The sequence below is a fragment of the Pantoea sp. genome (assembly GCF_028283705.1).
Taxonomy (GTDB): domain Bacteria; phylum Pseudomonadota; class Gammaproteobacteria; order Enterobacterales; family Enterobacteriaceae; genus Pantoea.
Window position 1 is genome coordinate 439,219 of sequence record NZ_JAPWKD010000011.1, and the last position, 26,675, is coordinate 465,893.

At 53.8% G+C, this 26,675-nt stretch carries 22 protein-coding genes; 14 read left to right on the forward strand and 8 right to left on the reverse strand.

Annotation, left to right across the window (positions count from 1 at the left end; translation table 11 throughout):
* Positions 1–13 precede the first annotated feature (13 nt).
* From PW844_RS08985 to PW844_RS08995, 3 genes are all read right to left on the reverse strand, one after another.
* Positions 14–670, reverse strand: a complete 657-nt coding sequence (locus tag PW844_RS08985; RefSeq protein ID WP_299450511.1) for an RraA family protein — start codon at positions 668–670, stop codon at positions 14–16.
* 28 nt (positions 671–698) lie between these two features.
* Positions 699–1,658: a C-terminal binding protein gene (locus PW844_RS08990; RefSeq protein WP_299450513.1), complete on the reverse strand. Its 960-nt coding sequence runs from the start codon at positions 1,656–1,658 to the stop codon at positions 699–701.
* A gap of 126 nt (positions 1,659–1,784) precedes the next feature.
* Positions 1,785–3,125, reverse strand: coding sequence for an MFS transporter (locus PW844_RS08995; protein ID WP_299450514.1), 1,341 nt, complete (start codon positions 3,123–3,125; stop codon positions 1,785–1,787).
* Between the two features lie 625 nt (positions 3,126–3,750).
* Between PW844_RS08995 and PW844_RS09000 the strand changes: the two genes are divergently transcribed.
* Positions 3,751–4,989 carry an L-dopachrome tautomerase-related protein gene (locus tag PW844_RS09000; RefSeq protein ID WP_299450516.1) on the forward strand — a complete coding sequence of 413 codons (1,239 nt, stop codon included), beginning with the start codon at positions 3,751–3,753 and terminating at the stop codon, positions 4,987–4,989.
* Positions 4,990–5,034: 45 nt separating this feature from the next.
* Here the strand turns inward: PW844_RS09000 and PW844_RS09005 are convergent, their stop codons facing one another.
* Entirely contained in the window at positions 5,035–5,343 is a 309-nt protein-coding gene (locus PW844_RS09005; RefSeq protein ID WP_084880346.1) for a DUF1090 family protein, read from the reverse strand.
* 295 nt (positions 5,344–5,638) lie between these two features.
* Between PW844_RS09005 and PW844_RS09010 the strand changes: the two genes are divergently transcribed.
* On the forward strand, positions 5,639–12,394 hold the full coding sequence (locus PW844_RS09010) for a hypothetical protein (protein ID WP_299450519.1): 6,756 nt from the start codon (positions 5,639–5,641) through the stop codon (positions 12,392–12,394).
* Between the two features lie 48 nt (positions 12,395–12,442).
* Here the strand turns inward: PW844_RS09010 and PW844_RS09015 are convergent, their stop codons facing one another.
* A complete protein-coding gene (locus PW844_RS09015; protein ID WP_084880352.1) occupies positions 12,443–12,991 on the reverse strand; it encodes an XRE family transcriptional regulator in 549 nt (182 codons plus the stop codon).
* 102 nt (positions 12,992–13,093) lie between these two features.
* Between PW844_RS09015 and PW844_RS09020 the strand changes: the two genes are divergently transcribed.
* The gene (locus PW844_RS09020) at positions 13,094–13,759 is read left to right on the forward strand and encodes an AzlC family ABC transporter permease (RefSeq protein WP_299450522.1); all 666 of its coding nucleotides are present in this window, start codon (positions 13,094–13,096) and stop codon (positions 13,757–13,759) included.
* Entirely contained in the window at positions 13,759–14,079 is a 321-nt protein-coding gene (locus tag PW844_RS09025; RefSeq protein ID WP_299450523.1) for an AzlD domain-containing protein, read from the forward strand. The genes PW844_RS09020 and PW844_RS09025 overlap by 1 nt, the downstream gene beginning before the upstream one ends.
* Here the strand turns inward: PW844_RS09025 and PW844_RS09030 are convergent.
* A complete protein-coding gene (locus PW844_RS09030) occupies positions 14,061–14,603 on the reverse strand; it encodes a GNAT family N-acetyltransferase (RefSeq protein ID WP_299450525.1) in 543 nt (180 codons plus the stop codon). The genes PW844_RS09025 and PW844_RS09030 overlap by 19 nt on opposite strands.
* 62 nt (positions 14,604–14,665) lie before the next feature.
* Between PW844_RS09030 and PW844_RS09035 the strand changes: the two genes are divergently transcribed.
* From PW844_RS09035 to PW844_RS09075, 9 genes are all read left to right on the forward strand, one after another.
* Positions 14,666–15,136, forward strand: coding sequence for a GNAT family N-acetyltransferase (locus PW844_RS09035; protein WP_299450526.1), 471 nt, complete (start codon positions 14,666–14,668; stop codon positions 15,134–15,136).
* 43 nt (positions 15,137–15,179) lie between these two features.
* On the forward strand, positions 15,180–16,148 hold the full coding sequence (corA, locus tag PW844_RS09040) for a magnesium/cobalt transporter CorA (protein ID WP_299451113.1): 969 nt from the start codon (positions 15,180–15,182) through the stop codon (positions 16,146–16,148).
* Between the two features lie 329 nt (positions 16,149–16,477).
* Positions 16,478–17,896, forward strand: coding sequence for an amidase (locus PW844_RS09045; RefSeq protein WP_299451115.1), 1,419 nt, complete (start codon positions 16,478–16,480; stop codon positions 17,894–17,896).
* A gap of 69 nt (positions 17,897–17,965) precedes the next feature.
* Entirely contained in the window at positions 17,966–18,763 is a 798-nt protein-coding gene (locus PW844_RS09050; RefSeq protein WP_084880369.1) for a DeoR/GlpR family DNA-binding transcription regulator, read from the forward strand.
* Positions 18,702–19,988, forward strand: a complete 1,287-nt coding sequence (locus tag PW844_RS09055) for a Zn-dependent hydrolase (RefSeq protein ID WP_299450528.1) — start codon at positions 18,702–18,704, stop codon at positions 19,986–19,988. Before PW844_RS09050 ends, PW844_RS09055 begins: the two co-directional genes overlap by 62 nt.
* Positions 19,985–20,920 (forward strand): phosphotransferase, encoded by a 936-nt coding sequence (locus PW844_RS09060; protein WP_299450529.1) that lies wholly within the window; start codon positions 19,985–19,987, stop codon positions 20,918–20,920. The genes PW844_RS09055 and PW844_RS09060 overlap by 4 nt, the downstream gene beginning before the upstream one ends.
* Entirely contained in the window at positions 20,917–21,855 is a 939-nt protein-coding gene (locus PW844_RS09065) for a choline/ethanolamine kinase family protein (protein WP_299450531.1), read from the forward strand. Before PW844_RS09060 ends, PW844_RS09065 begins: the two co-directional genes overlap by 4 nt.
* 88 nt (positions 21,856–21,943) lie before the next feature.
* The gene (locus PW844_RS09070; protein WP_299450534.1) at positions 21,944–22,213 is read left to right on the forward strand and encodes a hypothetical protein; all 270 of its coding nucleotides are present in this window, start codon (positions 21,944–21,946) and stop codon (positions 22,211–22,213) included.
* Positions 22,210–23,736 (forward strand): sodium:solute symporter, encoded by a 1,527-nt coding sequence (locus PW844_RS09075; RefSeq protein ID WP_299450536.1) that lies wholly within the window; start codon positions 22,210–22,212, stop codon positions 23,734–23,736. Before PW844_RS09070 ends, PW844_RS09075 begins: the two co-directional genes overlap by 4 nt.
* Positions 23,737–23,775: 39 nt before the next feature.
* On the opposite strand, the gene PW844_RS09080 is transcribed toward PW844_RS09075, so the two are convergent.
* Positions 23,776–24,105: a helix-turn-helix domain-containing protein gene (locus PW844_RS09080; RefSeq protein WP_299450538.1), complete on the reverse strand. Its 330-nt coding sequence runs from the start codon at positions 24,103–24,105 to the stop codon at positions 23,776–23,778.
* Positions 24,106–24,400: 295 nt separating this feature from the next.
* Between PW844_RS09080 and PW844_RS09085 the strand changes: the two genes are divergently transcribed.
* Positions 24,401–25,090: a DJ-1/PfpI family protein gene (locus PW844_RS09085; protein ID WP_299451118.1), complete on the forward strand. Its 690-nt coding sequence runs from the start codon at positions 24,401–24,403 to the stop codon at positions 25,088–25,090.
* Here PW844_RS09085 and PW844_RS09090 read toward each other — a convergent pair.
* Entirely contained in the window at positions 25,080–26,672 is a 1,593-nt protein-coding gene (locus PW844_RS09090) for a cyclic peptide export ABC transporter (protein ID WP_299450539.1), read from the reverse strand. The two genes, PW844_RS09085 and PW844_RS09090, sit on opposite strands and share 11 nt — an antisense overlap.
* Between the last annotated feature and the right edge of the window lie 3 nt (positions 26,673–26,675).

A 26,675-nucleotide genomic window follows, 5' to 3' on the forward strand; every position in this document is an offset into this window, starting at 1 on the left:
GCCGCTTACACGGTTAAATGCGGCCGTATTTGGCCAGCCCTTCACGCAGCGATCCTGACTGGATAATCAGTTTGGCCTGTTCAAGCTCGCGCTGGTCGATGGATTTGGACAGTTCCAACACTGCTGCAACCTGGGCCTGCGGCACACACACCACGCCATCGACATCACCGACAATCAAATCACCCGGGTGAATCGTCACCTCACCCAGGGTTAAGGTGACGTTGGCGTCCAGAGTTTTGAAGCGACCCAGCGTGGTGCCAGGGGTCACGGTTTTGGCAAACACCGGGAAATCGTAATCACGGCGGATCTCGGTTAAGTCGCGCACGCCACCCATCAACACTGCGCCTTCATGTTTATTCGCCACCGCGCCCGCGGTCATCAGGCCACCCCAGACGGCGACGTTCTCCAGTGCCGGGCTGCCGCCAATCACAATCACGGAACCGGCTTCTGACTCATCAATCGCATCCAGCGCGTGCTGAGGCGGTAATTTTTCATCGGTAACATCTTCAAGGATGGTCACCGCCGGGCCGACAATTTTTTTGTCGTTGATACGGTTCTTCACCTCAAACGGCAGGAACATGGTTTTACCCACAATCTGGTCGCAGGCATCCGCAATCGAAGCGGTGGAAAAAATCGCACGGTAACCTTCAATAATCTCTTGGCTGTACATCTTCTCTTCCTCTTGGCAGGGCGGGTGCTTATCGATTCACCCAATTCAGGGGTTTGTTGCCTTCAAAGACACGCAGCACTTCCTGCGCGGCTTTGCGTTGTAGTTCAATCACTGATTCCTCAGTGAACCAGGCGGTATGGTCGGTACAAATCACCTCAGGTAAGGTCAGAAGCGGATGGTCGGCACGGATCGGTTCCTGCTCAAACACATCGAGCCCGGCAGCAAACAGCTGACGTTTTTGCAGCGCCTGGAACAGGGCGGTTTCATCGATAAGGCCGCCGCGTGAGGTGTTTACCAGCACGCAGGTGGGTTTCATCATCGCCAGTTGTTGCGCGCCGATCAGATGGCGGGTTTTCTCTGACAATGGGACATGCAGGGAGATGAAGTCGGCTTCACGGCACAATGTTTCCAGCGAGACGCTGACCACCCCGGCATCTTCAGCGGCCTGCGTATCCAGCAGCGGATCGCACACCAGCAGCGAACGGAAACCGATGCCGCGAGCTTTAACCGCAAGGCAGCGGGCGATACGGCCAAAGCCCACCACGCCCAGCACTTTGCCGCTCATGCGGAACATGGGTTCAGCCTGGCCGATGTTCCACTGGCCCTGATGAACCTGCTGATTGCGCGAGGTAATACGCCGTGTGGCGGCCAGCAGCAAGGCCAGCGCGTGTTCGGCGACGTCTTCTGATCCGTAATCCGGCACGTTGGCGACATAAATCCCTTTTTCTTTCGCCGCGACGAGATCGACGTTATCCACTCCAACGCCGTAGCGCACCACTGCCTGGCATTTATCGAGAACGGCGATCATGCCGCTGTCGAGGCGTGCTTCACGCAGCATCACGGCATCGGCATCCCGCAACTGTTCCAGCAGCGCATCCCGCGCGGTATTGGCAGGGATCACCACAAACTGCGGATGAAAGGCGGCGAGAATGGCTTCTTCTTCACGGTAATGCACGTAACCCGGCTCGAGAACCACAATCTTTTTCATGACAACCCTCTTAAACTGACATGTTAGTTTTGATTGATGTTGACGATTTGTATCCGTATCAGCAATATTAAAGTCTGATATTAGTGATATTCATCACGTTTTATTGATTTAATCTGAAATGTTAGATTAATGTCCTGGCATCGGAGCAGCACTCGGTTCGCGCTGACGTTGCAGCCATTTGATGATCATCATGGTGCAGATCCCCCCCACCAGCATGACGATGCTGAGATAGACCATCGGCGCGGTGGCGCTTTGCATTTGATCGCGTACCAGCGGGATAGTGTTTTGCGCGAAGAAACCACCGAGGTTTGCCAGCGAATTAATGATGGCGATACCCGCAGCCGCTGAATCACCGGAGAGGAATTTAGTCAGATTCCAGAAGCAGGGTTGGATGGCGAACACCGATAACACCACGCCGCAGATAAAGGCAAAACTGATGACCGGCTGGCTGGCAAACCACACCGAACCAATCAGGCAGGCGGCAGAGGTAAACATCGGCAGCGCGACATTGATAAACGGGTTATTGGTACGTTCCGGTTTTTGCGTCAGCCAGCGCAGCATAATCATCACCATCGCCCAGGGGATCATATTGACGAATCCGTTGGTCATATCGGAAACCCCGAAGGATTTCACGATGGTAGGCATCCAGTAGCTGATGCCATAAGCGCCGAAGCAGATAAAGCCATACACCAGCGCCAGTGCCAGCACGCGTTTATCGGTCAGCGACTTGAACAACGTATCGACAGATTTATCCGTTTCCTGACGGCGTTCGTCCTCCAGCCGTTGCGATAACCATTGTTTTTGTTCGGCTGACAGGAACGTGGCGTGCGCCGGACTAATCGGGAACCAGAACAGCACCGGAACGATGAGCACAATCGCCAGCAGGCCGGTGATCAGGAACAGCCATTGCCAGCCTTCGTAACCCATAATGCCGTGCATGCTGAGCAGCGCACCGTTGAGCGGGGCACCAATCATATTGGCGAACATGCTGGCGGTGACGAGGAAACCGACGATACGCGGACGGTATTTAATCGGGAACCACTGCGTTGAGTAATAAATCAGGCCGGGATAGAAACTGGCTTCCGCCAGCCCGAGAACAAAACGCAGGCTGTAGAACATGGTCAGGCTTTGTGTGAAGGCGAGGGCAATAGTGATGATGCCCCAGGCCGCGAGGCTGAGTGCAAACCAACGTTTGGCACCGACCTTCGACAGGATCAGGTTGCCTGGTACGCTAAAAACCAGATAACCAATAAAGAACAGCGAGGCACCGAGGCCAAAAGCTGACTCACTCCAGCCGAGGCTGCTGACCATCTGCAATTTGGCGAAACTGATATTTTGGCGATCGATATAGGCCACCACGTACATCGCCACCATCAGTGGCACCAGCATAGTGATAATTCTGCGGATAGTGATGTGCTCAATGTCGTTCACGGCATTGCGCGTTTTACTCTCTGTCAAAGTACTCATGGCTGCTTTCCTGATTCTTATACGATTGAATGACAGCGTGAGAAGCCGCGAAAAGAAAATGCTCGATCCCTGGTGGGGGGATGCCGAGCGAGGTTGAGGTAATGCCTCGTCAGCTGTTTACGTTAACTTCGCGCTGAATGTCACCGGGTGTTAAATCTGACATGTCACAAATCTATCAGTCGGCAGGAATAAAGTTAGGTGTATGTTAGTTCTTTGCTAAATCGATCACAAAAAGTGCAGCAGATAGTGATTTAATGTGATGGCTGTCACGGGTAAGGGGATTTTGAGCACAGTTCTTGCAGCAGGGTTAAAGTAATCAAAATTACAACTAACATGTTAGATATTTAAACCATTTATATTCATAGAGATAGTTTTAATCTGATGCTGAGCCTGTGGCGCGAAGCAAGCTACGAAAAGCGCTACAAGAATCCAGAACAGAGGTGACGATCACATATCATTCCCGATGATAACCGCCATAACCGCAGATGATGACAGCCATGGATTTTGTGAAGTAACAGGCAAAATCATTAAATCGTCTCTTTATCCGATAAAAGAGGATGCTAGATTCTGACATGTCAGAAGTCGACAAATAACCACAATAAAACCATCCTTCAGGGGTAAAATTATGTTCTATGCATCTTCCTCATATCCGCTAAAAAAGCTTTCTGGACTGCTGCTGTTACTGACGGCGGGAGGGGTCGGATTACCTGCCATGGCGGCGACACAACCCAAACTGGATGTGGTCGCTGAGTGGAATCGTCTGCCTTATGACCTGAGCGACCCTGCTGCCGCTGCGGCATGGCAAAAAAACGACACCAAAGCGATGCTGCATGGCGTCAAAGTTGATGCGCACGGCAACCTGTATGTCAGCACTGCGCGCTGGGGCGGCCCGGAAGTGCCGGCTACGTTGTCAAAGCTGGTGAAAAAGGATGGGCAATGGATGCTGAAGCCGTTCCCCAGCGAAGCGATGAACGATGTGCATAATCCGCAGGGTTTAAAGGCGGTGCTGGGATTTGAGATCGATCGTCATAACGTGATGTGGATTCTCGACCAGGGCCACATTGCCGGTGCGCCGAATAAACCCGGTGATGAAAAGCTGGTCGCGTGGGATTTGAATAAAAACAAAGAAGTGGCGCGCTACACCTTCACTAATGATCAAGTCGATTTTACCTGTTCATTCCTCAATGATGTGGCGGTAGATAATGATGCCGGTGTGGTTTATATCACCGATTCCGGCATTATGTGCCATCCGCTGAAAGGGGGTTTGCTGGTGTACAAAATGAAAACCGGCGAGGCGAAACGGGTACTTTCTGCGCCTGAATGGGTTAATGACCAGCCCGGTTTTACCTTCAGTATTCACGGTGAAAAAGTGCTGAAGGATAAAGACGGTAAAGCCAATCCGATGCTGACCGGTGCCGACGGTATTGCGTTGTCCGGTGATAAGAAAACCCTTTACTGGACCAATCTGACGGGCAATCGTCTGATGAAAGTGCCCACCGCCGTGCTGCGCAACTTCAATAACAGCGAAGCGCAGATCGAGCAGGCGGTCAAAGTGGATACGGTATTACCGTCGAATACCGACGGCATCACTGCGGATCGCCAGGGCAATCTGTATCTTACCGCGCTGATGCTCAATGGCCTGATGAAACGTGATGTGAAAACCGGCAAAGTCACCCCCCTGGTGACCAGCGACGCCATCGCCTGGCCGGATACCATCGGCTGGGGACCGCATGGCGACCTTTACTTCGTCAGTAACCATCTCAACAGCTGGGTAGGGGGGGAGATGAATTTTACTAATCCGCCGGTACCCAATTTCCGCATTTATAAAGTCCATGTGGGGGGTGAACCGTACACCGCGAAATAATTGTTCAGCGGCGGAGTATCACTCCGCCGTTTAACTCTCCTGAGGTTAGTTATTTCGGGCGTCGTCGAGTGCATCCTCGGCATCTGCCAGTTTCTGACGCAGTTCTTTTACTTCACGTTCCCGGCGGCGAATGTCTTCTGCATTACCATTCCGCGAAGCCGAATTACGGCAATGTCTTTTCACTTCGGTGATGGCGCGTTCCAGCCCGGCAATTTCATGCCTGTTATTATATTCCTGCGCATAACCCATCTGGCGCTGCAGCGCTGCTTCTCTTTGTTCACAGCTTTGGGTTTGCTCCGACGCATGGCTGGCGACAGTGAATGCCACCAGTGGCAGAGTTAAAAACATTTTCATCGAGAAATATTCTCTCCATAGATAGTGGCAGGTGTTTCCTGATATTTCGCCTGCGGTTGAATGTTGCTGGAAAACCTTTTCTGGCTCTCTTCAACCCTAATCTAGCGATATTTATTTTTCGGGCTTTCGAATTTGGTTGGTTTCTTCTGTTTATTGCCAATCAGATAAAAAACAGATTGGCCTGTCAGTTGAGCGAAATCCGAAAGTTCAGGTCTTTTTCCGATAATCCCGCCGGACTGTGACCGGTAATCTTCCCTGATTAATTTTTTTTACTTTCTTAATGTCAGGGATCTCCATGCTTACCAAACCACTTCAGGCACACACCGACCGCACCCAGGCAACAGACTTTTCCGGCCCCCAGGGCAAAGCGGGCAGTAAAACGGGGCCGATGCTGCAGCCAGAAACCGCCATCAACTTCATGGATACACTCAGCATTCTTGCAGCTGATACCGGGATTTTCTATGAAACGGGTTCCGCCGTGTTGTTTAGCGGGCTGAAAGAACAGCAGAAAATCCTGGACTGGATGCAGGACGCACACGAAGTGACGCTGGACTTCAGGGACAAGGACGCTTCCGTGGCAACGTGCATGACCAGTAAAGGGGTACCGGTTTCGGAGGACAAGCTTGCTGAGGTGATTGATGGGCTGACGGATGCTGTTGATGACATCCCGGTGCCTGAACATATCAGGAAGAATCAGGAGAAGAAGGTAGAGGAAGAGCCGTTGTTCGGGGTGGAGCAAGACCTGGAGGAGCCGGAAGAGAATCAGAGGGCGCCGGAAGTGTTTGTCCTGCCGGATCTGCGGAAAGAGCGCGGGAAGCTGGTTGAATACCGCCGTCTGGGCAAGCTCCGGGATTACCTTGAAGTTGATATGGAGGAGATGAAAAAGATCCAGACAGAGATGTCGGAGCACAAGTGGTCCCCCGCAGCGCCGTCTCTGAAACAGGCGGGTGATAATCTTTGCGAACTGAGCAAGACACTGGCGGCATTCCCCCCGCAGGACGGCCCTCAGAAAGTGGGGATGATGAACGCGCAGCTGTCGCTGCACGATATCGCGGAGGCGCTGAAGAAAGCCGATACAGTCCTGGCCGGAGTGGCAGAACATCGTAAGAGCGGCGGCGTGGCGGAACTTTCGGAGGGGCCGGAGGCAGTACGGCGTGAGCTGCTGCAGGCGCTGGACAGAGGCCGTTTTCCTTACCTGTGGCAGGCGGTGGAGTTGCCGGAAGAGGTGTGTAAGTGGGAGGAGCAGGCGCTGCTGCATAAGGGCATGGATAAGGCTTACACAGAAATGAAGGCCGACTGCCAGAAAGTGGTCAGGGCGCTGGAGAAAACGCGTGACGCGTACCTGAAGGATGTACGCTCAGAGCTGAAGGGGCTGCAAGAGGAAGAGGTGGCACTGTCTGAATTAGCTAAAGATACTGACGGGGCGGACCCCATGTCGGCGAAAATCCGCGATGCAGCACGGGCGCTGGTACCGGTGTGCGTGGAGCTGGGGAATGCACTGTCAGAGGCGGCAGCAACAAATGACGACACGACGCTGAAAGATCTGAAAAAAGCGACCGCAGACCTGCGAAATATGTCGGCGGCGCTGCACAATGCCGCCATCATCAGCGGAGTGGCAGACGCAGCAGAAAAGACCAGACTGGGAGAGCCGTTACGGGCGCTGGCGAAAAAGGCGCTGGATACGGTGGCAACGGAGGTGGGAAAGGCCCGGGACGAACTGGAGGGGCACCTGAAGCCCGGATTTTTCACCATGAAGGAAAAACACCTCAGCAGGCACAGCCGCACAACCTTCGCTATGGCCCTGAAGAATGCGGACGGCAGGGTGAAAATCGTGAAGCAGGCGATGGAGAAGAGCAGTAATGCCCTGAAGCAGGAAGAGAAGGTGGAGGAGGGCGTGGCGCATGTTTTGCTGCATGTTCTGAGACATGAGTGGACGCTGAAGAAGGCGGGCAGGCAGTGGGACAACGCGAAAGACATGGCGTCGGCGCTGGGGCATCTGGCGGTGAAAGGCTGGCGTGCCGCCCAGACGGGCACGGCGCACGGACTGAACCCGGCCCAGCCCAGCGACTTTCATTGGCAAATCAGGGGGGTGGTATCCAGCCCGCTGGGTATGATGCTGAATATTCACCGTGCGATGGAGGATCTTGCCGAAGCGTCAATGGCGGCGTCAGAGAAGAAGCCGCAGGTGAAAAGAGAGCTGCGTGATCGCGGCAACATACTGACGCCGGATCAGCGCAGGGAAACGTTACATCAGTACCAGGAAGCAAAGCTGGCCGGGCTGGATAAGAAACGGGTGGCGGCAGAGCAGCAGGCAGAGACGCTGGGGCGGGTGATGGAGATGACGGAGCGTGAGCTGGGCGATATGCAGAAAACCTTCCTCATGCGGCAGCACCAGAACAGCATCGGGGTCATACGTACCCTCTGCCGCGCTTCGGCAAAGCGGTGCCGGGATGCGATGGCGGAGATGAGCCGGGAGATGGAGCAGCTGGTTAATCCGGGCGGAAACAGCGGGATACCGGCCTCAGCGCTGCGTGGTAAGAAAGATTACAAACATGCCCAGGGAGCCATTATGAAATGCCTGCGGGCTACCGACGCGGCGATGAAAAAGCTGTCGGCCGAAGTGGCAGAAATCACTCACAAGCAGATTAACCTGTTTTCGAAGGATGCGAAGCTGGTGAAGTATGTTGCCGGGGTGCTGCACGCCAGTAAAGCGCAGATCCCGGAGGATGCGAGCGAGGAGGAGCGGGCGCATCTGCTGTCGCTGTTCGACAGGGTGGTTGATGAGCTGGGTGACGTTTTTAAAACGGAGAAGGACCCGGAGGGTAAAGCGTTTATAGATCGTGTCAGGCGGGAGGGTGTGCTGCTGGAGATGAAGGCGAACCTGGCAGCGGAGACGCCGGAAAAAGCGGCGGCCCACCTGGAGGGCTGGGTGCAGAAGATGACGAAAAAGTCGTCCGGGGCAGTGTCAGGGGCGTTTGCGAAAAGGATGGTACAGACGCTGTTTGGTCAGACAGCGAAGAGCCTGCTGGGGGGGATGTTCCACGGTGCGAAGATACTGGGTTTCGGCTACAGGATAGCGAAAGAAATTGACCGCTTTGTCACGGACAGGGGAAGGCTGGAGCGCGCGCGTACGCCGACGCAGTTTGTCCGGGCCGCTGATTTAGATGCGGTGGAAAACCGGCTGGTGTACGGGATAGTGGAACAGACAGTGAGTTTATTTACGCCTTCGGCGGTGAAAACCGTCGTGAAGGGCGGTTTTGTGGTGGACAAAATCAGGCAGGAGGGTTTCCGGAAGGTGTTGAAGGATACCTGTGGTGGTCTGCCCGGTGACATTGTAATTGAGTCAGGTATTCAGAGTATAGTCTCAACCGGAGTGGCAGGAGTGAATGCGCTGCATAAGGCTGCAGAAACCAGGGCTGAAGGAAAGGCGGGTGAAGCGGAGAGAATTCCGGTGGGTAATAACCGCCCGACAGAAGCGAACCGGATAGCGGAGCCGCAGGTACATAGCCGGGGCAGAAGAAGTACACAGCCCGCCATGGAACAGGCCGCATCGGATGCCCGTGCCGTACAGCCACCGGTAACCGGCTCACCGGCAGTTGCAGAGGCAGCGGCAGAGGACGATGCTCTGGTAGATGCCAGCCAGAACTCGCCTGCTGACAGTACCGACGCCAGCGAATTCACAATGACCGAGAAAGAATATAACGATACGCAAATCGGTATGGATGCCAGGAATAAGGCCGACTATAGAAAATTTATCGAGAATGATATCCAGAAGATTATCGATAAACACCCCGAGGCTCGTGGCAAGATCTCATCACCTTACAGTTACGTTAGCACTATCATCAAGGGACCGCCCGATGTGGTGGGTCGTGCGCGCATCATTGATATTTACACCGGGAACGTTCCGTTCAACGCCGAGGTGTTATGGCACGGTAGCACGGGTGACAAGGATTCAACCGAAACCTATCAGGAATTTCGTAGGGAGCTATTTGGGCAAAAGGGGTATAAGTCAGTCAGAACAGTCCCTCATGATGTCGTGCCTATCACCGATGCCCAGAGAAATCTGGATATAAGGAAAAATCCTGTTATTAAACATTCGGCAGCAAAACTGAGAGAAAGGTGGCCCAATCATCTGCGAGAAATGAGAACAAGAGCGCCAGAGATGGCAACGCTTTACCGAAATATCTTTCAGCTGGGATTTAAAAGAGCTCTGGTTTCGCCAAATTCACATTTGTCTGCGGCTGAGAAAACAGCCATCAGAACGTTCTTAAACGGCGACAGTAGCCACGTGATGACGCTGAAATATAATGGCAAGCCGGTATTAGACGTTATCGCCCTGGAAGTTCCGGGTGATAACCCGGGCGAAAAGAAATTATTAATCATGGATTACGATGGAAAATTGTTGTGCACATCTGCGGGTACGGTCAGCAATGGGAATAGCTTCTCGCCAGGTGCCGACCTCCAGACCTATATTGCCCAACATATGACTCAGGGTGCCAGCGAAGATGCCGCGAAAGTGTCAACCCGAACCGTAACGATAGAGAATACCGGCGATAATTACGACACAAAACTGGTTGAGAATTATCTGACTGCGCAGAACGATGAGTTTTATCATGTAGTGGCGGATCCAAACAAAGAAGATAAAAGCAGGTTGTTTAAAAAACTTGATAAAATAGCGGATAACCTTTCTTTTATGATTGGCATGTCCGGTGCACCAAAAACAACCCCACAGGGAATGTTAGCGTCAGCAGCTGTGACAATAGGTAAAGGAATTATAAAATATACTATCGACTCGGATGCAACGGAGCGTAGAAATATAACTATTCAGACTGCCATAGATACAACGGCAGGGCTTCTTACAGATGGGCTTGGCGGAAGGGTTCTGGGGAAAATAGGTAAGAAAAATAAATTTGTTGGCGATGGGATGAAGTTCTCTAATGATTCAGGTATAACCACACAGAAAGTTGGCGAGAAAATCAATGAGGAAACGACAAAATTAGCCAAAATACTTGGGGTCGAAGTTAAAAGTAAACAAAACGATGCCATATCAGCGCCTAAGGAAGAGCAAGCATTAGCAACTGAAAACCATCTGAGTGCCACCCCTGGAGCCGGGTCGAGAGTATTAACACCGTCAACCCTCTGGCGGCAAGCTTTAAGCGATGTAAGGAAGGGACTTCTTCAGGATAATAAAACCAACACATTATCTACCGAGACCATAAGGTTTCTGGAGAGTGTTGGAGTAGATATTAAAAAACTACTGAATAGATATGGTTCTGTAGAATCACGTCGGCGCGCTACTGTCAATGGTGTGACAGATTATAGCCGGGTAGAATTTGACTCCGATGGTGTAAACGATATCCTGAATGAAGCTGATAAAGCGTACAAAAAATTCGAAAAAGCACAGCTTCAGGAACGGATTGTCAATAAACTGGAGGAACTGGAAAAAATAACCGCCAATGGTGGAAAAATTCAAATTCCCTATCAGCTGCTCAAAGATTTACGCGAGGCAGGAATAGATATTGATGATTATCTTTCCGGCAATGCGCTTGATAATGATAATAATCCTGACACGAAATATGTGGTGCGATATGAGCATTCTATACTGGACCAGTCACGACTGAAAAAATTGCGATTTATGGTCAAAGCGGAAAAACTGGACGAATCTGACATGGAAGGTGCGGTTGATTTAGTAAGAGAAATAAGAGACTCAATGGGTGAAAATGAAAAAGTGAGTATTCCTGATAAAGTAATAAGGATGCTTAAGACACCCACGACCAATGCCAGGATTTACATCCTGACCAATGGCGACGAAACGCCTGCCAAAGCAGCCGCGACACAGAAAGGGCACGCAAATCCCACCAACCATCGATTTGTTTCGGATTATACACTGAACAAAGGCCATCTAAACTCGCTTATTGAGAAATACAGAGGATATTCGATCCCTAATCAGCAAGCGGCTCATACATATTTGACAAAACGCATTGACGACATCACCGCAGAAAATAATGGGATTGGTGATGATGTTCAGATATATACCTTTCCTGAAAAATTTGAAAATGCATTGAAAAAAGAAGGTGTATTTGATTTAAAAACATATCTGGAAGACCATGGGAAATATTCGATGGCTAAAGGCTGTTGGCTGCTCAGCAAAAATCAAATGGATGATTTAGCCAAAGAATTGTATGTGACTTTGCCCGCAGAAGAGAGAGCTAACATTGATGCTAAAAGTACTGCAACTCAATTAACGGCCAACCATCAGGCGCTAGAGAGGAAATGGAGGAATGTCGGACAGGAGCTGGATGCTTTGATCGCCTCCGGAGGAGAAGGCAATTTAACATCAGGAACGATTAACTTCCTGAGAGCACAGGGGATGGATATCAATGGTTCGTTGAAGAAAAATGGTACACCAGACGAAGACGACAATAATAATAGTAAGGTAGATTCGCGAGGGGCATCAGCCATCAAAAAAGATATTGAGCAGTTTAAGCGGCGACAGAAAATTCCCGCAACGCTTAAACAGCTTAACTCTCTGATGGAACGATTGGATAAACATAAACGCCTCAACCTGCCTGAGAGCATAAGAAATATATTGAAGTCTAGTCCTGCTATTGATGACAACGATATTTATATGGAAGATATTAAAACGACACCAGTAAGTAAAGCCGAACTGAACTGGATGTATTGGGCGTTAAAAGCGGAGGCTGATCTGCCTGCGGACAGTACCCCTGAGCAAGCAGCGGCATTTATGCAGGAACTGGAAAATGCCATGGGGACAGGTGACACCATGGCATTACCGCCTCATTTAATTAACCGTCTGAAAGCGCATGGCGTTAAGGTAGATGATTTTGTAAAAGAGCATGGTAATACGACGTTGGCAGAGGAATATGCGGCCAGAAAAGGCACTCCAGGCAACCTGGACACAAGAGATATTGAGATTTCGAAAGAACGTGTCACAGAACTAAGAGGAAAATTGCCTATCCCGCAGGAGCCGCTTGCTCGTACCGCTGATGAGCAACCGGAAAATGAGACACCTGTTACAGCGGCGACTTAAATTAGCAACGCAAGACGATGAATTTTCGTCGTCTTTATTCCTTTGAATTCAATTCTGCTCCGACAGCTGCACCGCCATGGTATTGGGCTCCAGCGCTTCAAACAGGTGCGGCTCGTCAGCGGGATAGCAAATGTAGTCGCCAGGGCCGAGTAGCACCGGTGCATCGCTCGGGCCGACCAGTGCGCGGCCCTGAGCGATGATCACATGCTCAACCGAGCCGGGCGGATGCGGCTTTGACGCCCGCGCAGCGCCGGGTTGGCTGGTGATCAGATAAAGATCGCGACGCCCGCCTGGCGGGCAACTCGCCAGCAGCGCGGCCTGATAATCCGCCAGTTCGGCAGAGATCACCATTCCTTCACCTTTACGAATCACCTGTAACCGCTTCACTTCCGGCTCCATCAGGCGCGCAAAAGGAATATTCAGCGCCACGCACAATGACCACAGTGTCTCAATACTGGGATTGCCATTGCCTGCTTCCAACTGCGACAGGGTCGATTTCGCCACTCCGGCGCGACGAGCGACCTCAGTCAATGAAAGACCGGCGCGCTGGCGTTCACGCACCAGTCCGGCGGCAATAATATCAATCGGCGGGGTCACAGCTACTCCTGTTCGATATAAAGAACAAATTGTTCATCTTGTAAAACGGTGTTGAGGCGTTCATTATAACGGCTTTCCTGTTCGATATGAGATCAAATTGTTATGCGTCTGGGAGCAGTACCTCTGGATAAAGGGGTGATAAAAGCGATTTTTCTCGTTTGTCTGGCCGATGGAATCGTCGGTCTTTCTTATGGCTCGCTGGCGGCAGCGGACGGTTTTCCGCTCTGGGTGCCAATCGCGCTATCCACCCTGGTGCTGGCGGGGGCATCCGAATTTCTCTTTATTGGTATTGTCGCCGGTGGCGGCAGTCCGTTCACCGCTGCGGCCGCCGGGTTGCTCGTCAACGCGCGGCATTTACCGTTTGGCATCGCAGTTAAAGATTTGGTCGGGCAGGGCAGTCGTGCGCTGTTTGGCTGTCATATCATGAATGATGAAAGTGTGGTGTTTGGCATTTCGCAACCGAAGCTGGCCCAGCGCCGTGCCGCCTACTGGATCTGCGGCCTGGGTATTTTTGCCATCTGGCCACTGAGCGTGATCAGCGGTGCGGTGATTGGTCGCTTTATCCCGGATGTGTCGGCGATTGGTCTGGATGCCGTGTTTCCCGCCATTCTGATTGCGCTGATTTTCCCGGCACTGCGCCAGCGACGCACGCGCTTCCCGGCTTCGCTCGGAGCATTGCTCTCGGTACTGGCTACGCCGTTTGTTCCTGCCGGGATGCCGGTGCTGTTTTCTTTATTAGGTTTGCTGAGCTGGCGGGAGCGTAAATAATGGAAAATGGCTTAATCATTGCGGGTATTGCGCTGCTGGCGAGTGGAACGTATCTGATCCGTTTTGCCGGATTTCGTCTCGGCAGCCGCATGCAGATGTCCGAACGCGCGCGCAGCATGTTGTCCGATGCCGCCACAGTGTTACTGCTGTCAGTGGCTGTCACCACCGCGCTGTTTGAAGGCACCCACTTCGCGGGCGTTGCCCGTATCGCAGGTGTGCTGTTTGCCGTCTTCCTTGCCTGGCGCAGAGCACCACTGATTGTGGTGATTATCGGGGCGGCGTTAATGACGGCAATCCTGCGTTACCTTGGCGTCTCCTGATCGCGCCAGGTCTGCGCACGCAATTCATACACCAGGCTGGCGGGAGCGCCGGGAATGTCCTCAACCCGGTCATAACAGCGTAAACCCGCCTTTTCCAGCACCTGCTGAGAAGCCAGATGATCTTCGCGCACCGCCGCATCCACCACCGGTAGCTGGCAGTGATCAAAAGCGTAGGCAATCACCGTGCAGGCAAATTCAGTGGCGTAACCGTTGCCCCATGCCTCTTTTGCCAGCCGGTAGCCAAGATTATTCACCGGCCTGCCGGCAAACTCCCGCACCGTCAAGCCACCAAACCCCAACACTTGTTCAGATCGCTCGCGCAGACAAATCGCCCAATTGCCAAACGGATAGGATTGCCAGTGCGCCAGCCAGCGTGTTAACACTTCTTCTGTAAAGGTGAGATCAGGAAAAGGGCCGGTTGGATTAAACATGTTGGTGCCGGGATCGCCATAAATGGCGAACAGGGTATGCAGATCGCGCATTTCAACCGGGCGCAAAAACAGCCGTGCCGAGAACAGTTGCATGTAACTCACCTTAATTATCTTCCTGATCGCGTTTCTGGATTATAAGCACAGCAGGAGAAACCATGACACCTCGTTTAGCTCGTCCTGATGAAGCTGCCGCGCTGTGGCGTATTCGTAACCTCGCGATTCGCCACGGTTGCCAGGCCGTGTATCCCGCCGATGTGATTGCCGCCTGGACCCCCGACGCATTGCCAGAGGGATACTTTGAAGCCATCCGCGGCAATCCTTTCTTTGTGGTTGAAGACCCTTTGCATGGCGTTGCCGCCACCGGTTTTCTCGATCTGGCGAATGGCAGCGTTGAAGCCATTTTCACGCTGCCATCCTGCCACGGCAAAGGTTATGCCAGTGCCATTATGCAGGCGATTGTGCGGGAAGCACGTCAGCGTGGTTTTCGCCAGCTGACGCTGGCAGCAACCCCCAACGCCTGGGCGTTCTATTTGCGTCACGGATTTAGCGTGGTGAAAGAAAGCCTGTATCACTCGGCGCTGGCCGGTGCGGCTTTACCCTGTGTTGAGATGAAATATGACCTTTAAGACTATGATTACAGGACATCAGCAAAAGAAGGATCTGGATAAGATGGTGATTAACTGCGTGGTCTATCGCCACGGCAAGCGTGAAGAGAATGTCAACATTGCCGACATCAGTGAGGTGCTGAAAGAAGACAACACCTTTGTCTGGCTGGGATTATATCAGCCAGATGCCGCCTTTATGCAGACGCTGCAACAGGAGTTCAGCCTGCATGAGCTGGCGATTGAAGATGCGCTGGTGGCGCATCAGCGCCCGAAAATTGAGCAGTATGGCGAGTCGGTGTTTGTGGTGGTTAAAACCGCGCATCTTGACGGCCAGCAACGTATCACCTTTGGTGAAACGCACTTCTTCCTGGGCAAAAACTTTCTGATCACTGTGCGCCACGGTTCTACCGATGGCTATGGCGGCATCCGCGCGCGTGCAGAAAAAAACCAGGCGATGATGAGCGAAGGGCCAGGCTACGCCATGTATTGCATCCTCGACTGTATCGTTGATAACTACGCCAAAATTACCGCCAGCCTGAGTAAGCGCATCAGCGAAATGGAAGACCAGATGTTCACCACCCGTTTTCATCGCGATACGCTGGAAGAGGTTTATCATCTGCGGCGCGAGTTGCTGTCGCTGCGCAATGCGGCGATGCCGGTCACCGAAATTTGCCCACAGCTGGTGCGTTTCCACGAAAATCTGATCCCAAAAAATCTGCGCGCTTATCTGCGTGATGTGCAAGACCATGCGCATCACGTGATGATCGATGCCGAAGATATGCGCGAAATGCTCACCAGCGCTATGCAGGTAAACCTGGCGCTGGTATCGGTGCAGCAAAGTGAGGTGAACAAGAAGCTGGCCGGATGGGGTGCGGTGCTGATTGTGCCTACCATCATTTTTAGTATGTATGGCATGAACTTCTCTGATATGCCGGAGCTGCATACCCACTTCGGTTATCCGATAGCGCTACTGGTGACCTTTATGATATGTGGTTTTATGTGGTGGCGACTGAAACGTTCTGGCTGGCTGTAATCGGGCACGGCGATTTTTTGGTCAAACGATTTTGTTATCACTGTGCGCGGAAAGGGGGCAACTTGTAGGTTGTCGCACGTTCCGCGCGTTCATCGTTCGATCAGCGCAAAAACTGCTGACCCTACCAGCAACGGTTATTCCGGTAGTTAAATATTCAACCTTGTGTCATTTTCATGACATTTTATGCTCTCTCCCATCATCACGCTTTCCTATCACTCACTTCGGATAAATACAACATATCCCACATTAACAACATAAACCGGTCTTGCATCTCTCCACAGCTATGCCACTATCAGCTCAACAGTTGGTCGGATGGATAGAGCGTGAACATGCAGGTTATGCCGGATTTATTAAGCGCAGCGGCACAGATTCGTCAGGGCGAGTACAGCAGTGTGGCATTGGTGGAGTTTTGTTTGCAGCAGATAAAAAACCACAATCCCACATTGAATGCCTTCGGTGATGTTTATTACCAGCAGGCATTAGCAGAAGCGGAGATCTGCGACCGTGAAAGCCAGCAGGGAAAATTGCGCGGTCCGCTGCATGGTGTGCCATTCGGTATTAAAGATCTGTTTTCCACTGCCGGATTGCGGACCTGTAAAGGCTCCCTCACCGCAGTGGATAATGTCCCGGATAGCGATGCGCCGATTATTGCGCGCTTAAAAGCAGCGGGGGCGATCATTATCGGTAAAACCGCCACCACTGAATTTGGCTGGACCGGCTCCAGTTATTCTCGCGTCTATGGTCATGGTCGTAACCCGTGGGATCCGTCACTGACCAGCGGCGGATCCAGCTCTGGTTCGGCAATCAGCGTGGCGGCGCGTATGGTGCCTGCCGCACTGGGGTCGGATGGCGGTGGCTCGGTACGTATTCCCGGTGCGTTTTGCGGCATTTTTGCCCTTAAGGCATCGCTGGGTCGTATTCCCACCTGGCCGTGGTCCGCGACGGAGATGCTCAGCCATGCCGGGCCGATGACCCGCACGGTGCGTGACAGCGCGCTGCTGTTTGATCTGCTCTCCGGCCCGGATGCGCGCGATCATCAGGCGTTACCGGCGAAAACCGAAAGCTGGCTGGAACGTTGCGATGCACCATTGCCGCCCCTGCGCGTGCACTACAGCCCGACGCTGTTTAATACGCCCGTCGATGCCCGCATTGCCGCCTGTGTTGAGCAGGCCGTTGAGCAGATGGCACATGCGCTGCCGATCACTCTGACTGCCAAACCGCTCAGTTGGCAAAGTCCGTTCGACACTTTCGATACCTTGTGGAGCGGGGGTCGCGGTATCGCTTATGGCGCGGCACTCCGGCAGCAGCTTGACCAGCTGGATCCCGGCTTCGCTGCCTTAATCGAACGGGCGCAACGTATCGGTCTGGCTGATTACCTGGACGCGCAAAAGCAGCGCGCTGTATTTGCCAGCCAGGTCCATGCGCTGTTTGACGAGGTGGATTTACTGATTACGCCCACGCTGCCGATTCTGCCCTTTGCCGCCGACCGCCACGTTCCGCAAGGGCAACCGGAGGGGGACAGTGGCGTGGAATGGGCGCGCTGGACGCCGTTTACCTGGCCTTTCAATCTGAGCGGCAATCCGGCTGCGACGGTGCCGTGCGGCTTCACCCCGGAGGGTTTGCCGGTGGGATTACAGGTGATCGGACGTCGTTATGCCGAAGGGGATGTATTGCAGTTCTGCGCGGCACTGGAAGCGTTGATGCCGTGGGATCAGCATTTGCCCAGCCTGTCGCCGCGCGATTTATAACGTCATGCCGGGGCAGGGCCGTCAATCCGGGTATACTGCGGTTTTCCCCGCAGAAACAGAAGGGTAAGTATGATCAATCAGCCGCGACTCGATGAGATCAAACGGGTACTGAGTCACGATAAACGTGTGCGCGTCACCGAACTGGCGCAGAAGTTTGTGGTATCGGAAGAGACCATCCGCCGCGATTTAAAGTATCTGGAAGAGCAGGGAGTGCTGCGCCGGGTGCACGGTGGCGCAATTTTGCCCGTACCCAGCGAAGAGCAGCCGCTGCAAATTCGCAGCCGCATCAAACCTCGCGCCAAAGTGCGTATGGGGCAACTGGCGAGTGAACTGGTTGAGGAGGGGATGGCATTGTTCCTCGATACCGGCACTTCGACACTGGCGCTGGCGCAGCAGCTGACGCGTTTTGCACGACTGAAGATTATTACTAATTCACTGGATATTGCCACGCTGCTGACGCAGCAGAGCGAGAATGCTGTGACGCTAACACCAGGGCGCGTCCGGCGAAACGATAACGCACTGATTGGCCCCCATACGCTGGATTTTGCCCGGCAGTTTCACTACGACATCGCCTTTATGGGCATTGGCGCGGTGGATCGGGACAACGGCTTTATGGACTACGAGGAGCCGGAGGCGTTATTACGGCGCGTGCTGAGCACGCATTGCCGCCAGAGTGTGATTCTGGCGGATGAAGGCAAATTTGGACTGCGTACCTTTGTTAATACGCTGCCGTTCAGCGCGGTCGACACCTTAGTGACCAATGCGCCGCCACCGGCAGCTTTTGTAGCGAGTCTGGAGAACGCACATGTCAACATCCTCCATCCCGGCACTGCCGCGGATGACCTCACGCGACTATCAGGCATTTGATGCGCTGTTTGCCACCAGTAGTCGCATTGGTGCCACGGCAGCAGGCGGTTTGCATCGTCTGACGGCCAGCGCCGAAGATCAACAGGTGCGCGATGCCTTTTGTACCTGGCTGACCCAACAGGGTTTTGACGTAAAGATTGATGAAATCGGTAATATTTTTGGTCTGATGACGTTGCGCCCGGAAGCCCCCTGGCTGCTGTGTGGATCGCATCTCGACAGCCAGCCGCTCGGTGGTCGTTTCGATGGTGCTTACGGCGTCACCGGTGCAGCCGCCACGCTTGCAGCACTGGCGCGGCAGCTGCGGGACCATCCCGCTGATGCGCAATGCAACCTGGCGGTGGTCAACTGGACCAATGAAGAAGGCGCGCGTTTTCAGCCGAGCCTGATTGGCAGCTCGGTCTTCACTAAAGCGGTAACGCTGGATGAGGCGCTGGCCTGTACCGATGCTGATGGCATTACGCTGGCTACCGCGCTGGCAGAAATTGGCTATCGTGGTGAAACGTTACCCGCCTTGCCGTTGCGCGCTTACCTCGAACTGCATGTGGAGCAGGGGCCGCACCTTGAGCTTCAGGGCAAACAAATTGGCGTGGTGACAGAAACCTGGGCGGCACTGAAATGGCAAGTGACGTTTCGCGGTGAGCAAAACCATACCGGCCCGGCATTGATGAGTCGCCGTCGCGATGCGTTGCTGGCGGCGGCACAGACCATTGTTGCGGTGCGTGCTGAGGCCGATCGTCACGGAGAAATTCTGCACACCTCGGTGGGGCGTCTCGAAACCACCCCCAATTCTCCCAACGTGGTGACGTCTGAAGCCACGGTGTACATCGAATTTCGCTCTGCTGATGAGGCTTTGTTGCATCAATTACGCGATAGCTTCAGCCAGCAGATGCAATCGATTGCTCAGGCTACTTCTACCGATGTCAGCCTCGATCGGGCGCAATTCCGTGCCCGGCAACAGCTGGATGCCGGGCTGGCACAACGCGCGCTACAGCAGGCAGATCGCCTTGGTCTGAGCGCCATGCCGCTGCGTAGTGTCGCCGGGCATGATGCCATCAGCCTGAGTTATCACTGTCCCAGCGCGCTGCTGTTTGTCCCGAGTGCGGGCGGGTTATCCCATAACGAACGTGAATTTACCGCCACTGAGGATCTGCATCGTGGGTTGGATCTGCTGATGGCGCTTTTGAGTGATCTCATCCTGCAACCCGTTCCGGAGGAAACCGCATGATGACGCGCTTAGGACAGGTCCTGGCGGCATGGCAACCCGGCCAGCGCTTTGTTGTCGAACCGGGTTGCGCCGGGGTGGCATCACCACATCGTCTGGCGACGGAGTGGGCAGGATTCCGGCTGGAGAGCGCCGGGCAGCACTTTTACGCCAAAGTGTTATACGACGATCAACGCACGCTGCTGGATGTCCGCCGCAGCGCTGAAATCAGTCGCCAGGCCGGTGAGCTGGGTATTGCCCCTGCACTGTGTCATGCCGATGAACAGGCTGGGGTACTGATCTTCGCGGCGCTGGATGCCGATTTTCGCTGGGCCAAACTGGCCAGCTTTAGCGACCCGGCGCAGTTCGACGCCCTGACACGCACCCTTGACCGATTACACGATGCCGCGTTACCGCTGCCACAGCCTACGCGTCAGCAGGACATGCTGCGACTGCGCCAGCAAATCGGGCAGGCGAACATTGCCTTGCCGCAAGAGATGGTATGGCTCGGTGAATGCGTGGATCTGGCCTGGCAGGCACTACTGGCTGCGCCATTTACGCCGGTGCTGATTCACGGCGACCCGATTGCCAGCAACTGGATGGTCAACAGCAAGGGTGACTGGCGTTTGCTGGATTTCGATTACGCCGCGCAGGGGGATGCCTGGCACGATATCGCCACCTTAATTCATGAACAATTACCCACTGACGATCGCTGGCGCGATGCGATCCGCGCCTGGCGTGGTGAATGCAGCGAAGCTGATGTGGCGCGCTGCCGCCTGTACGCGCTGGTGGATGATTACTACTGGACGCTGTGGGGAATGCTGAACGGCCACACCAGCGCGCGCGGGCTGGAGTTCGCCAAGCTCGGCCAGTGGATGTTGCTGCGCTGCCGTCAGAGTGCGCGCGATCCCCGATTCGAACGTTGGTTAACCCTGACAGCGGAGCAATCCCGATGAGTAAACAACCCGGACAAGCCGAAAGCTGGCAGGAGCAGCGTCTTGAGCAGGCGATTGCTGCGATGCCTGGCTGGCAAAACAAAACCATCCACTATCGCCCGGTACACGGGGGAATCTCGAACGCGAACTGGCATGTGGCGGTTGCTGGCGCGCCCACGGCTTACTTCGTCAAAATTCCCGGTGAAGGCACCGAGCGGTTTATAAATCGAGACACCGCACACGAGGCCAGCGTCAAGGCGGCACAAACCGGTTATGGCGTGCCGGTGGTGGCTTATTTGCGCGAGTTAGGCGTGGAGATATTCGAGTTTATTGACGGCTGGCGTGCTTCATCCAACCTCGATTTTCAACAACCGGCCATTCGCCACCGTGCGTTGCATGCGCTGAAAAGCTTTAATGACCAGCCGCGACTGACCGAGAACAAAACCGTGTTCGATATGCTGAATGAACATATTAAACAGGTACAGGGGCTTAAAGCTCCCTTTTCGGCGGATGCCGTCTGGCTGCATAAGCAGGCGCAACGTGCGCAGCAGGCGCTGGAAGCGGCGGGACTGGATAGCGTGCCCTGCATGAATGACACGCTGGCGGGGAATTTTATGCTGAATGCCAGTGATGAAATTCGTCTGGTTGATTTCGAGTATGCCTCGAATAATGATCGGTGTTATGAACTGGCGTTATGGTTTGGCGAAATGTTTTTTACACCACAAATTGAACTTGAATTGCTGGAGGATTATTTCGGTAAAGTGGATAACGCGATATTTTCCCGCGTACAGATCCACAAATATCTGGCGGATATGAAGTGGTCAACCTGGGCGATTATTCAACATCAGGTAGCGGATATTGATTTTGATTTCTCGAAATATGGTCGCTGGAAAGAATTGCGCGCCCGCAGTGTATTAAATCATCCCGACTGGGAAAACTGGTTGCGCGCATTGTAAGTTTTATCGAATTACACCACAGGGGAAAAGCTGTCTGACAGCAGGTAAAGGAGTGCGAACACCATCATTCTAAATTCCGGAGGGGGTTATGAGTACCATGATCATGGCGCAACAATTGCGCGATCGCATTCGTATTAAAAATAAAATCTTTGCCATCTATCTGCTGGCTTTATTACTGCTGGCGCTCTGTCCGCCGTTATATTTAAGTGTCAGTGGTAGTGGGGAATTATTTCTGGGTATTCCGTTGCCGATTATTTACTGGCTGGCTATTGCGGTATTTCTTGGCGTCGGATTATGGGTGATGTATCTCGCTGAGTGTGCATTTGGCGAAATTCCCGCGGATGAGGAAGTATCATGAAAATTAGCGCCGCAGAACCGCATTATTTAATTACCTTTGGCATGATCGGTTTATTTCTGGCGATCATGATTGCCGTACTCTATGCCACCAACCGTAAAAGTACCTCGTTCTCTGACTATGCGGTCGGGGGGCGCTCTTACGGTCCCTGGTATATCGCCATGAGTTACACCAACTCCTGGTGGCCGGGGGCGACCTTTACCGCGTTTTTTGCGCTCTCTGTTAGCGGCGTGATTGGCTTCTACGGCGCGGTGTACTCCACGCTCGGCGTCACTGCGATGTATCTGATGGCACGCCGCGCCTGGAAATGGGGTCAGCACTTTAACCTGACCACGCAGCCCGATTTGCTGGGGATGCGCTACAACAGCCCGGCTGTGAAACGTGTGGCCTCGATCATTGGCATCATCTGCGTGTTTCCGTGGGTAGTGATGGGTATTCAGGCACTGGCATTGCTGGTGGAGTTTGCCAGCTTTGGTCGCTGGGGCGTCACCACCTGCCTGATCGCGGGGGTACTGCTGATTCTGGTACGCCAGTACTGGACGGTAAGCATGGGGATGCGCGGGTTAATCATGACCGATATGTACCAGGGTATTATCGCTTACGGCCTGGGCGCGCTGGTGTGTGTGGTGCTGTTGTTCAACGGCGATCACAGCTTCGGCCAGCTATCGTCGCTGCCGCCAGCCATGTTACAGATTCCGGGTGCCGAAGGTTCGCATTACGGTTCGTGGTATATGTTCAGCCTGATTTTCACCGGCGTGGTGGGGTCGATGTGCTGGCCGATGAGCTTCCAGCGTATCTACACCGCCAGCGGTATCAAGGCGGTGAAGAAGGGCACGTTATTGACCATTCTGCTGGTGGGCGGTTTCTACGCCATCCTGATGTTGTTTGCTACGGCGGTCAGCCAGGATCCGAATGTACAGGCCAACCCACAGAACGGTTTCTTCACCGCCTTGTTTGATCAGGGTGGCCCGTGGCTGTTGGCGTTAGCGTTGGTGATTGTGCTGGCGGCGAGCATCGGCCATGTCGATGGATGTGTGCAGGTATGCGGCACGCAATTCGCCAATGACCTTGCCACCTGGAACAAACCGCGTAGCGATCGTCAGTTAACGGTGCTGGCGAAATCGGGCATGGTGGTGTTTATTGTCGCGGCAGCGCTGCTGGCGTATTTCACTTTTAACTATTCACGTTTGCAGTTGCTGGCACAGATTTCTTACCAGGGGATTATCCAGCTGGCGGTGCCGCTGTTCTTTGGCATCTTCAGTCGCTTTGGCAATAAGCAGGGCGCACTGCTTGGCATGATGACCGGCATTATCATCGCCATCGTGCTGACGGTTTTCTTCCCTGATGACATTCCGGCCCTCGGCTCGCTGACCAGCGGTATTGTCGGTCTGGCAGGTAATCTGCTGGTGTTTGTCGCCTGCGGCGTACTGGTGCCGGTGGATGCCAAAGAGAAAGCGCGGGTTGAGGCGTTGTTTGCGCTGGCGGAGCGCCCCACGCAGCCACTAGGGAAACCGGTGCTGAATTAACGCTGAGGTAAAAAAAGCCCCATTTATTGGGGCTTTTAATCAGATAGCGAAGACATCCGGCCCCTTTATTGCAATGGTATTGAGTACGCGAAGCGCTGCACCATTGGGTTTTTTCTCACCTCGTTCCCATTTTGAAATGGTCACAACTGACATATTCACGTACAACGCCAGCATCGCCTGGCTTAAGTGGAAACGGTCACGTAAGGAGCGTATTTCTTCGCCATTCATATCCTGAACAACTGGCAGACTGGCACGAAGTTCTCGCAGTTGGACGCGGGCATCGATATGTTTTACCTGGTCATCAGAAACCACGCCGATTTCGTTGAAATCGTGAGCAATTTCCTGCAAGTCTTTAAGATGATTCACCATCACACTTAACCTCTCTCATTTTCCCTATACGTTTACGTACTCGCACTGAATCGTAGCGGCGCGATTTATCGCGCTCTTTAACTGATTCGCGATGCGCGATAAATCGCGCCGCTACAGAATGTGCTTTACAGAGTGGCCTTAAACTCTCTTCACTTCTTTTGCTTATAAGAACTATGATACTAAGTATTATAGTTATATGAAATGAATTTAAATTTAGTGAACCTGGACCAGATGCATCTTCCCCCAAATAAGTCCATGATAAGTCGATGATTCCCAACAGGAGCTGATAATGGCGATGTCCACCCCTTTCAATATTGGTCTGCTGCTTTTCCCCTCTCTGACGCAACTCGACCTTACCGGTCCGTGGGAAGTCTTCGTGCGGATGCCTGGCGTTAATAACTACCTGGTGTGGAAAGATCACCAGCCGGTGATGTCCGACCGGGGTTTAGCCATCATGCCGACGGCGACGTTTGCGGATTGCCCACCGCTGGATCTGATCTGTATCCCCGGTGGTCCGGGCCAAATTGCGCTGATGGAAGATGACGAAACGCTGGATTTTGTGCGGCGCATGGCGGAACAGGCGCAGTGGGTGACCTCGGTCTGTACCGGTTCGCTGGTGCTGGGTGCGGCGGGATTGTTGCAGGGCTATCGCGCCACTTCCCATTGGGGATCGCTCGATCAATTGAGCTTGTTTGGGGCAACGCCGGTGCAGGAGCGGGTGGTGCGCGACCGTAACCGCATCACCGGTGCCGGGGTGACTTCCGGCATCGATTTTGCGCTGACGGTGGCGGAAGAATTGCTGGGCCGGGCAGTGGCGGAAAATATTCAGTTGCAGATGGAGTACGACCCGGCCCCGCCGTTCCACAGCGGTTCACCGCGCAGCGCTTCAGCAGAGAGACTCACTGAAGCGCAGCAGCAAATCGCAGAATTTATCGCCCGCCGTCGGGTGGCGAGCGAGAAAGCGGCCGGGCGGCTTAAGCGTTAAGTAGCTGGCCCAGCTCCAGCTTCAGGCAGCGATCGGCGAGGTGAAAATAGCGATCGTCATGGGTTATCACCAGCACAGTTTTGCCACGCGCTTTCAGCGCGGGCAGCAGCTGGTGATAAAACACCTCGCGAAACGCCGGGTCCTGATCGGCTGCCCATTCGTCAAACAGATAAAATGGCCGATCTTCCAGCCACGCTACCAGCAACGCCAGCCGTTTGCGCTGTCCGGTAGAAAGCGCCAGCGTGGAGAACACCCCATCCTGTAGCGTGACTTTGTGCTTAAGCTGCAATGCTTCCAGTAGCTGTTGTGCTTCATCATTCCAGCGTGCGGCATCAATCCCCTGCAGATCGTCGAACAGGTGGAAATCGTTGAATACCGCCGAGAACAACTGCCGATAGCGTGCGCGGCTGGCATCGGTGATGGCAACACCATCCAGCAGCAACTCGCCACCATCAGGTTGATATAAGCCGGTAATCAGCCGGGCCAGTGTGGTTTTGCCGCTGCCATTACCGCCGGTGAGATACACCAGTTCACCAGCGGTAAACTGCAACGAAATCGGTCCGACCTGAAAACCCTGCGCTGCGCCATGATGGTAGGTCAGATCGCGCAGCTCCAGTCGCTGAAATTCCTGCGGGGTGGCGTCGATGTGGGTTTGCTCGGGCGGCAATTGCAGTTGCATCGCATTGATGCGCTTCAGGGCAACCTGGGTCATAGTCAGCGAGGGCAAGGTGGATAGCGCGCTTTCAATCGGCACAATCATATAAAGAAACACCATGGCGAAACCCGACAACACCGCACCGTGCAAGTCCAGCACGCGGGTCAGCAGAAACATCACCACACCGATAAACGCGAAGAAAAAAACGCTGGCCCAGATATTCGCCAGGGAATACAACACATAACCGCGTGTACGCTCGACGCGTACTTTCTCAATAGTGGTGAACAATCGATTGTGCAGAAACGCCTGCTTGCGCGCGGCGTGCAGTCGTAACTCCTTGGCCCCGCTGAAAAGCGCGTTGACATCGCCGGTCAGGGTTTCTTCCCGCTGGCGCGACTGGCGCATCAGTTGCAACGCGCGGCGATGCACCCAGCTGTAGCCGAGGGAGCCAATCAGCACGGTAACAATCGCAATCCCCATCACGGTGACAGACAGATAACCCAGATAAGCCATGCAGCCTATGATTACCGCCAGCGACATGACAAAAGCCGGGAGCGAAACGAAAAAGATCACTACCTGATCCAGGTCCTGGGTCAGGATGCTGAGTGCGCGCGGCATGCCGTGCAGCTCCAGATCGGCGTAGCGGGCATCCGCCACCTGCTGCACCAGCATGCGCCGCAGCTGGGCTTTGCTGCGCTGGCCCATCGCCATAAACAGCGACTGACTGAGCGTTCGCGTGCCGAGCATCAGCAGCGCCAGCAGACCAAATTGCCACGCCAGTTGCAGGCGCTGCGCGTCCGTGGCGTTCAGCCCCTGGTTGATTAAGGCCAGCAGCGCCGCGTTACTTAAACCACCCACTACGCTACAGCCCAGCGCCACAAAAAATAGCGCACCGGTGGTGCGCAGTAACATCAGGTAAATCGCCACCTC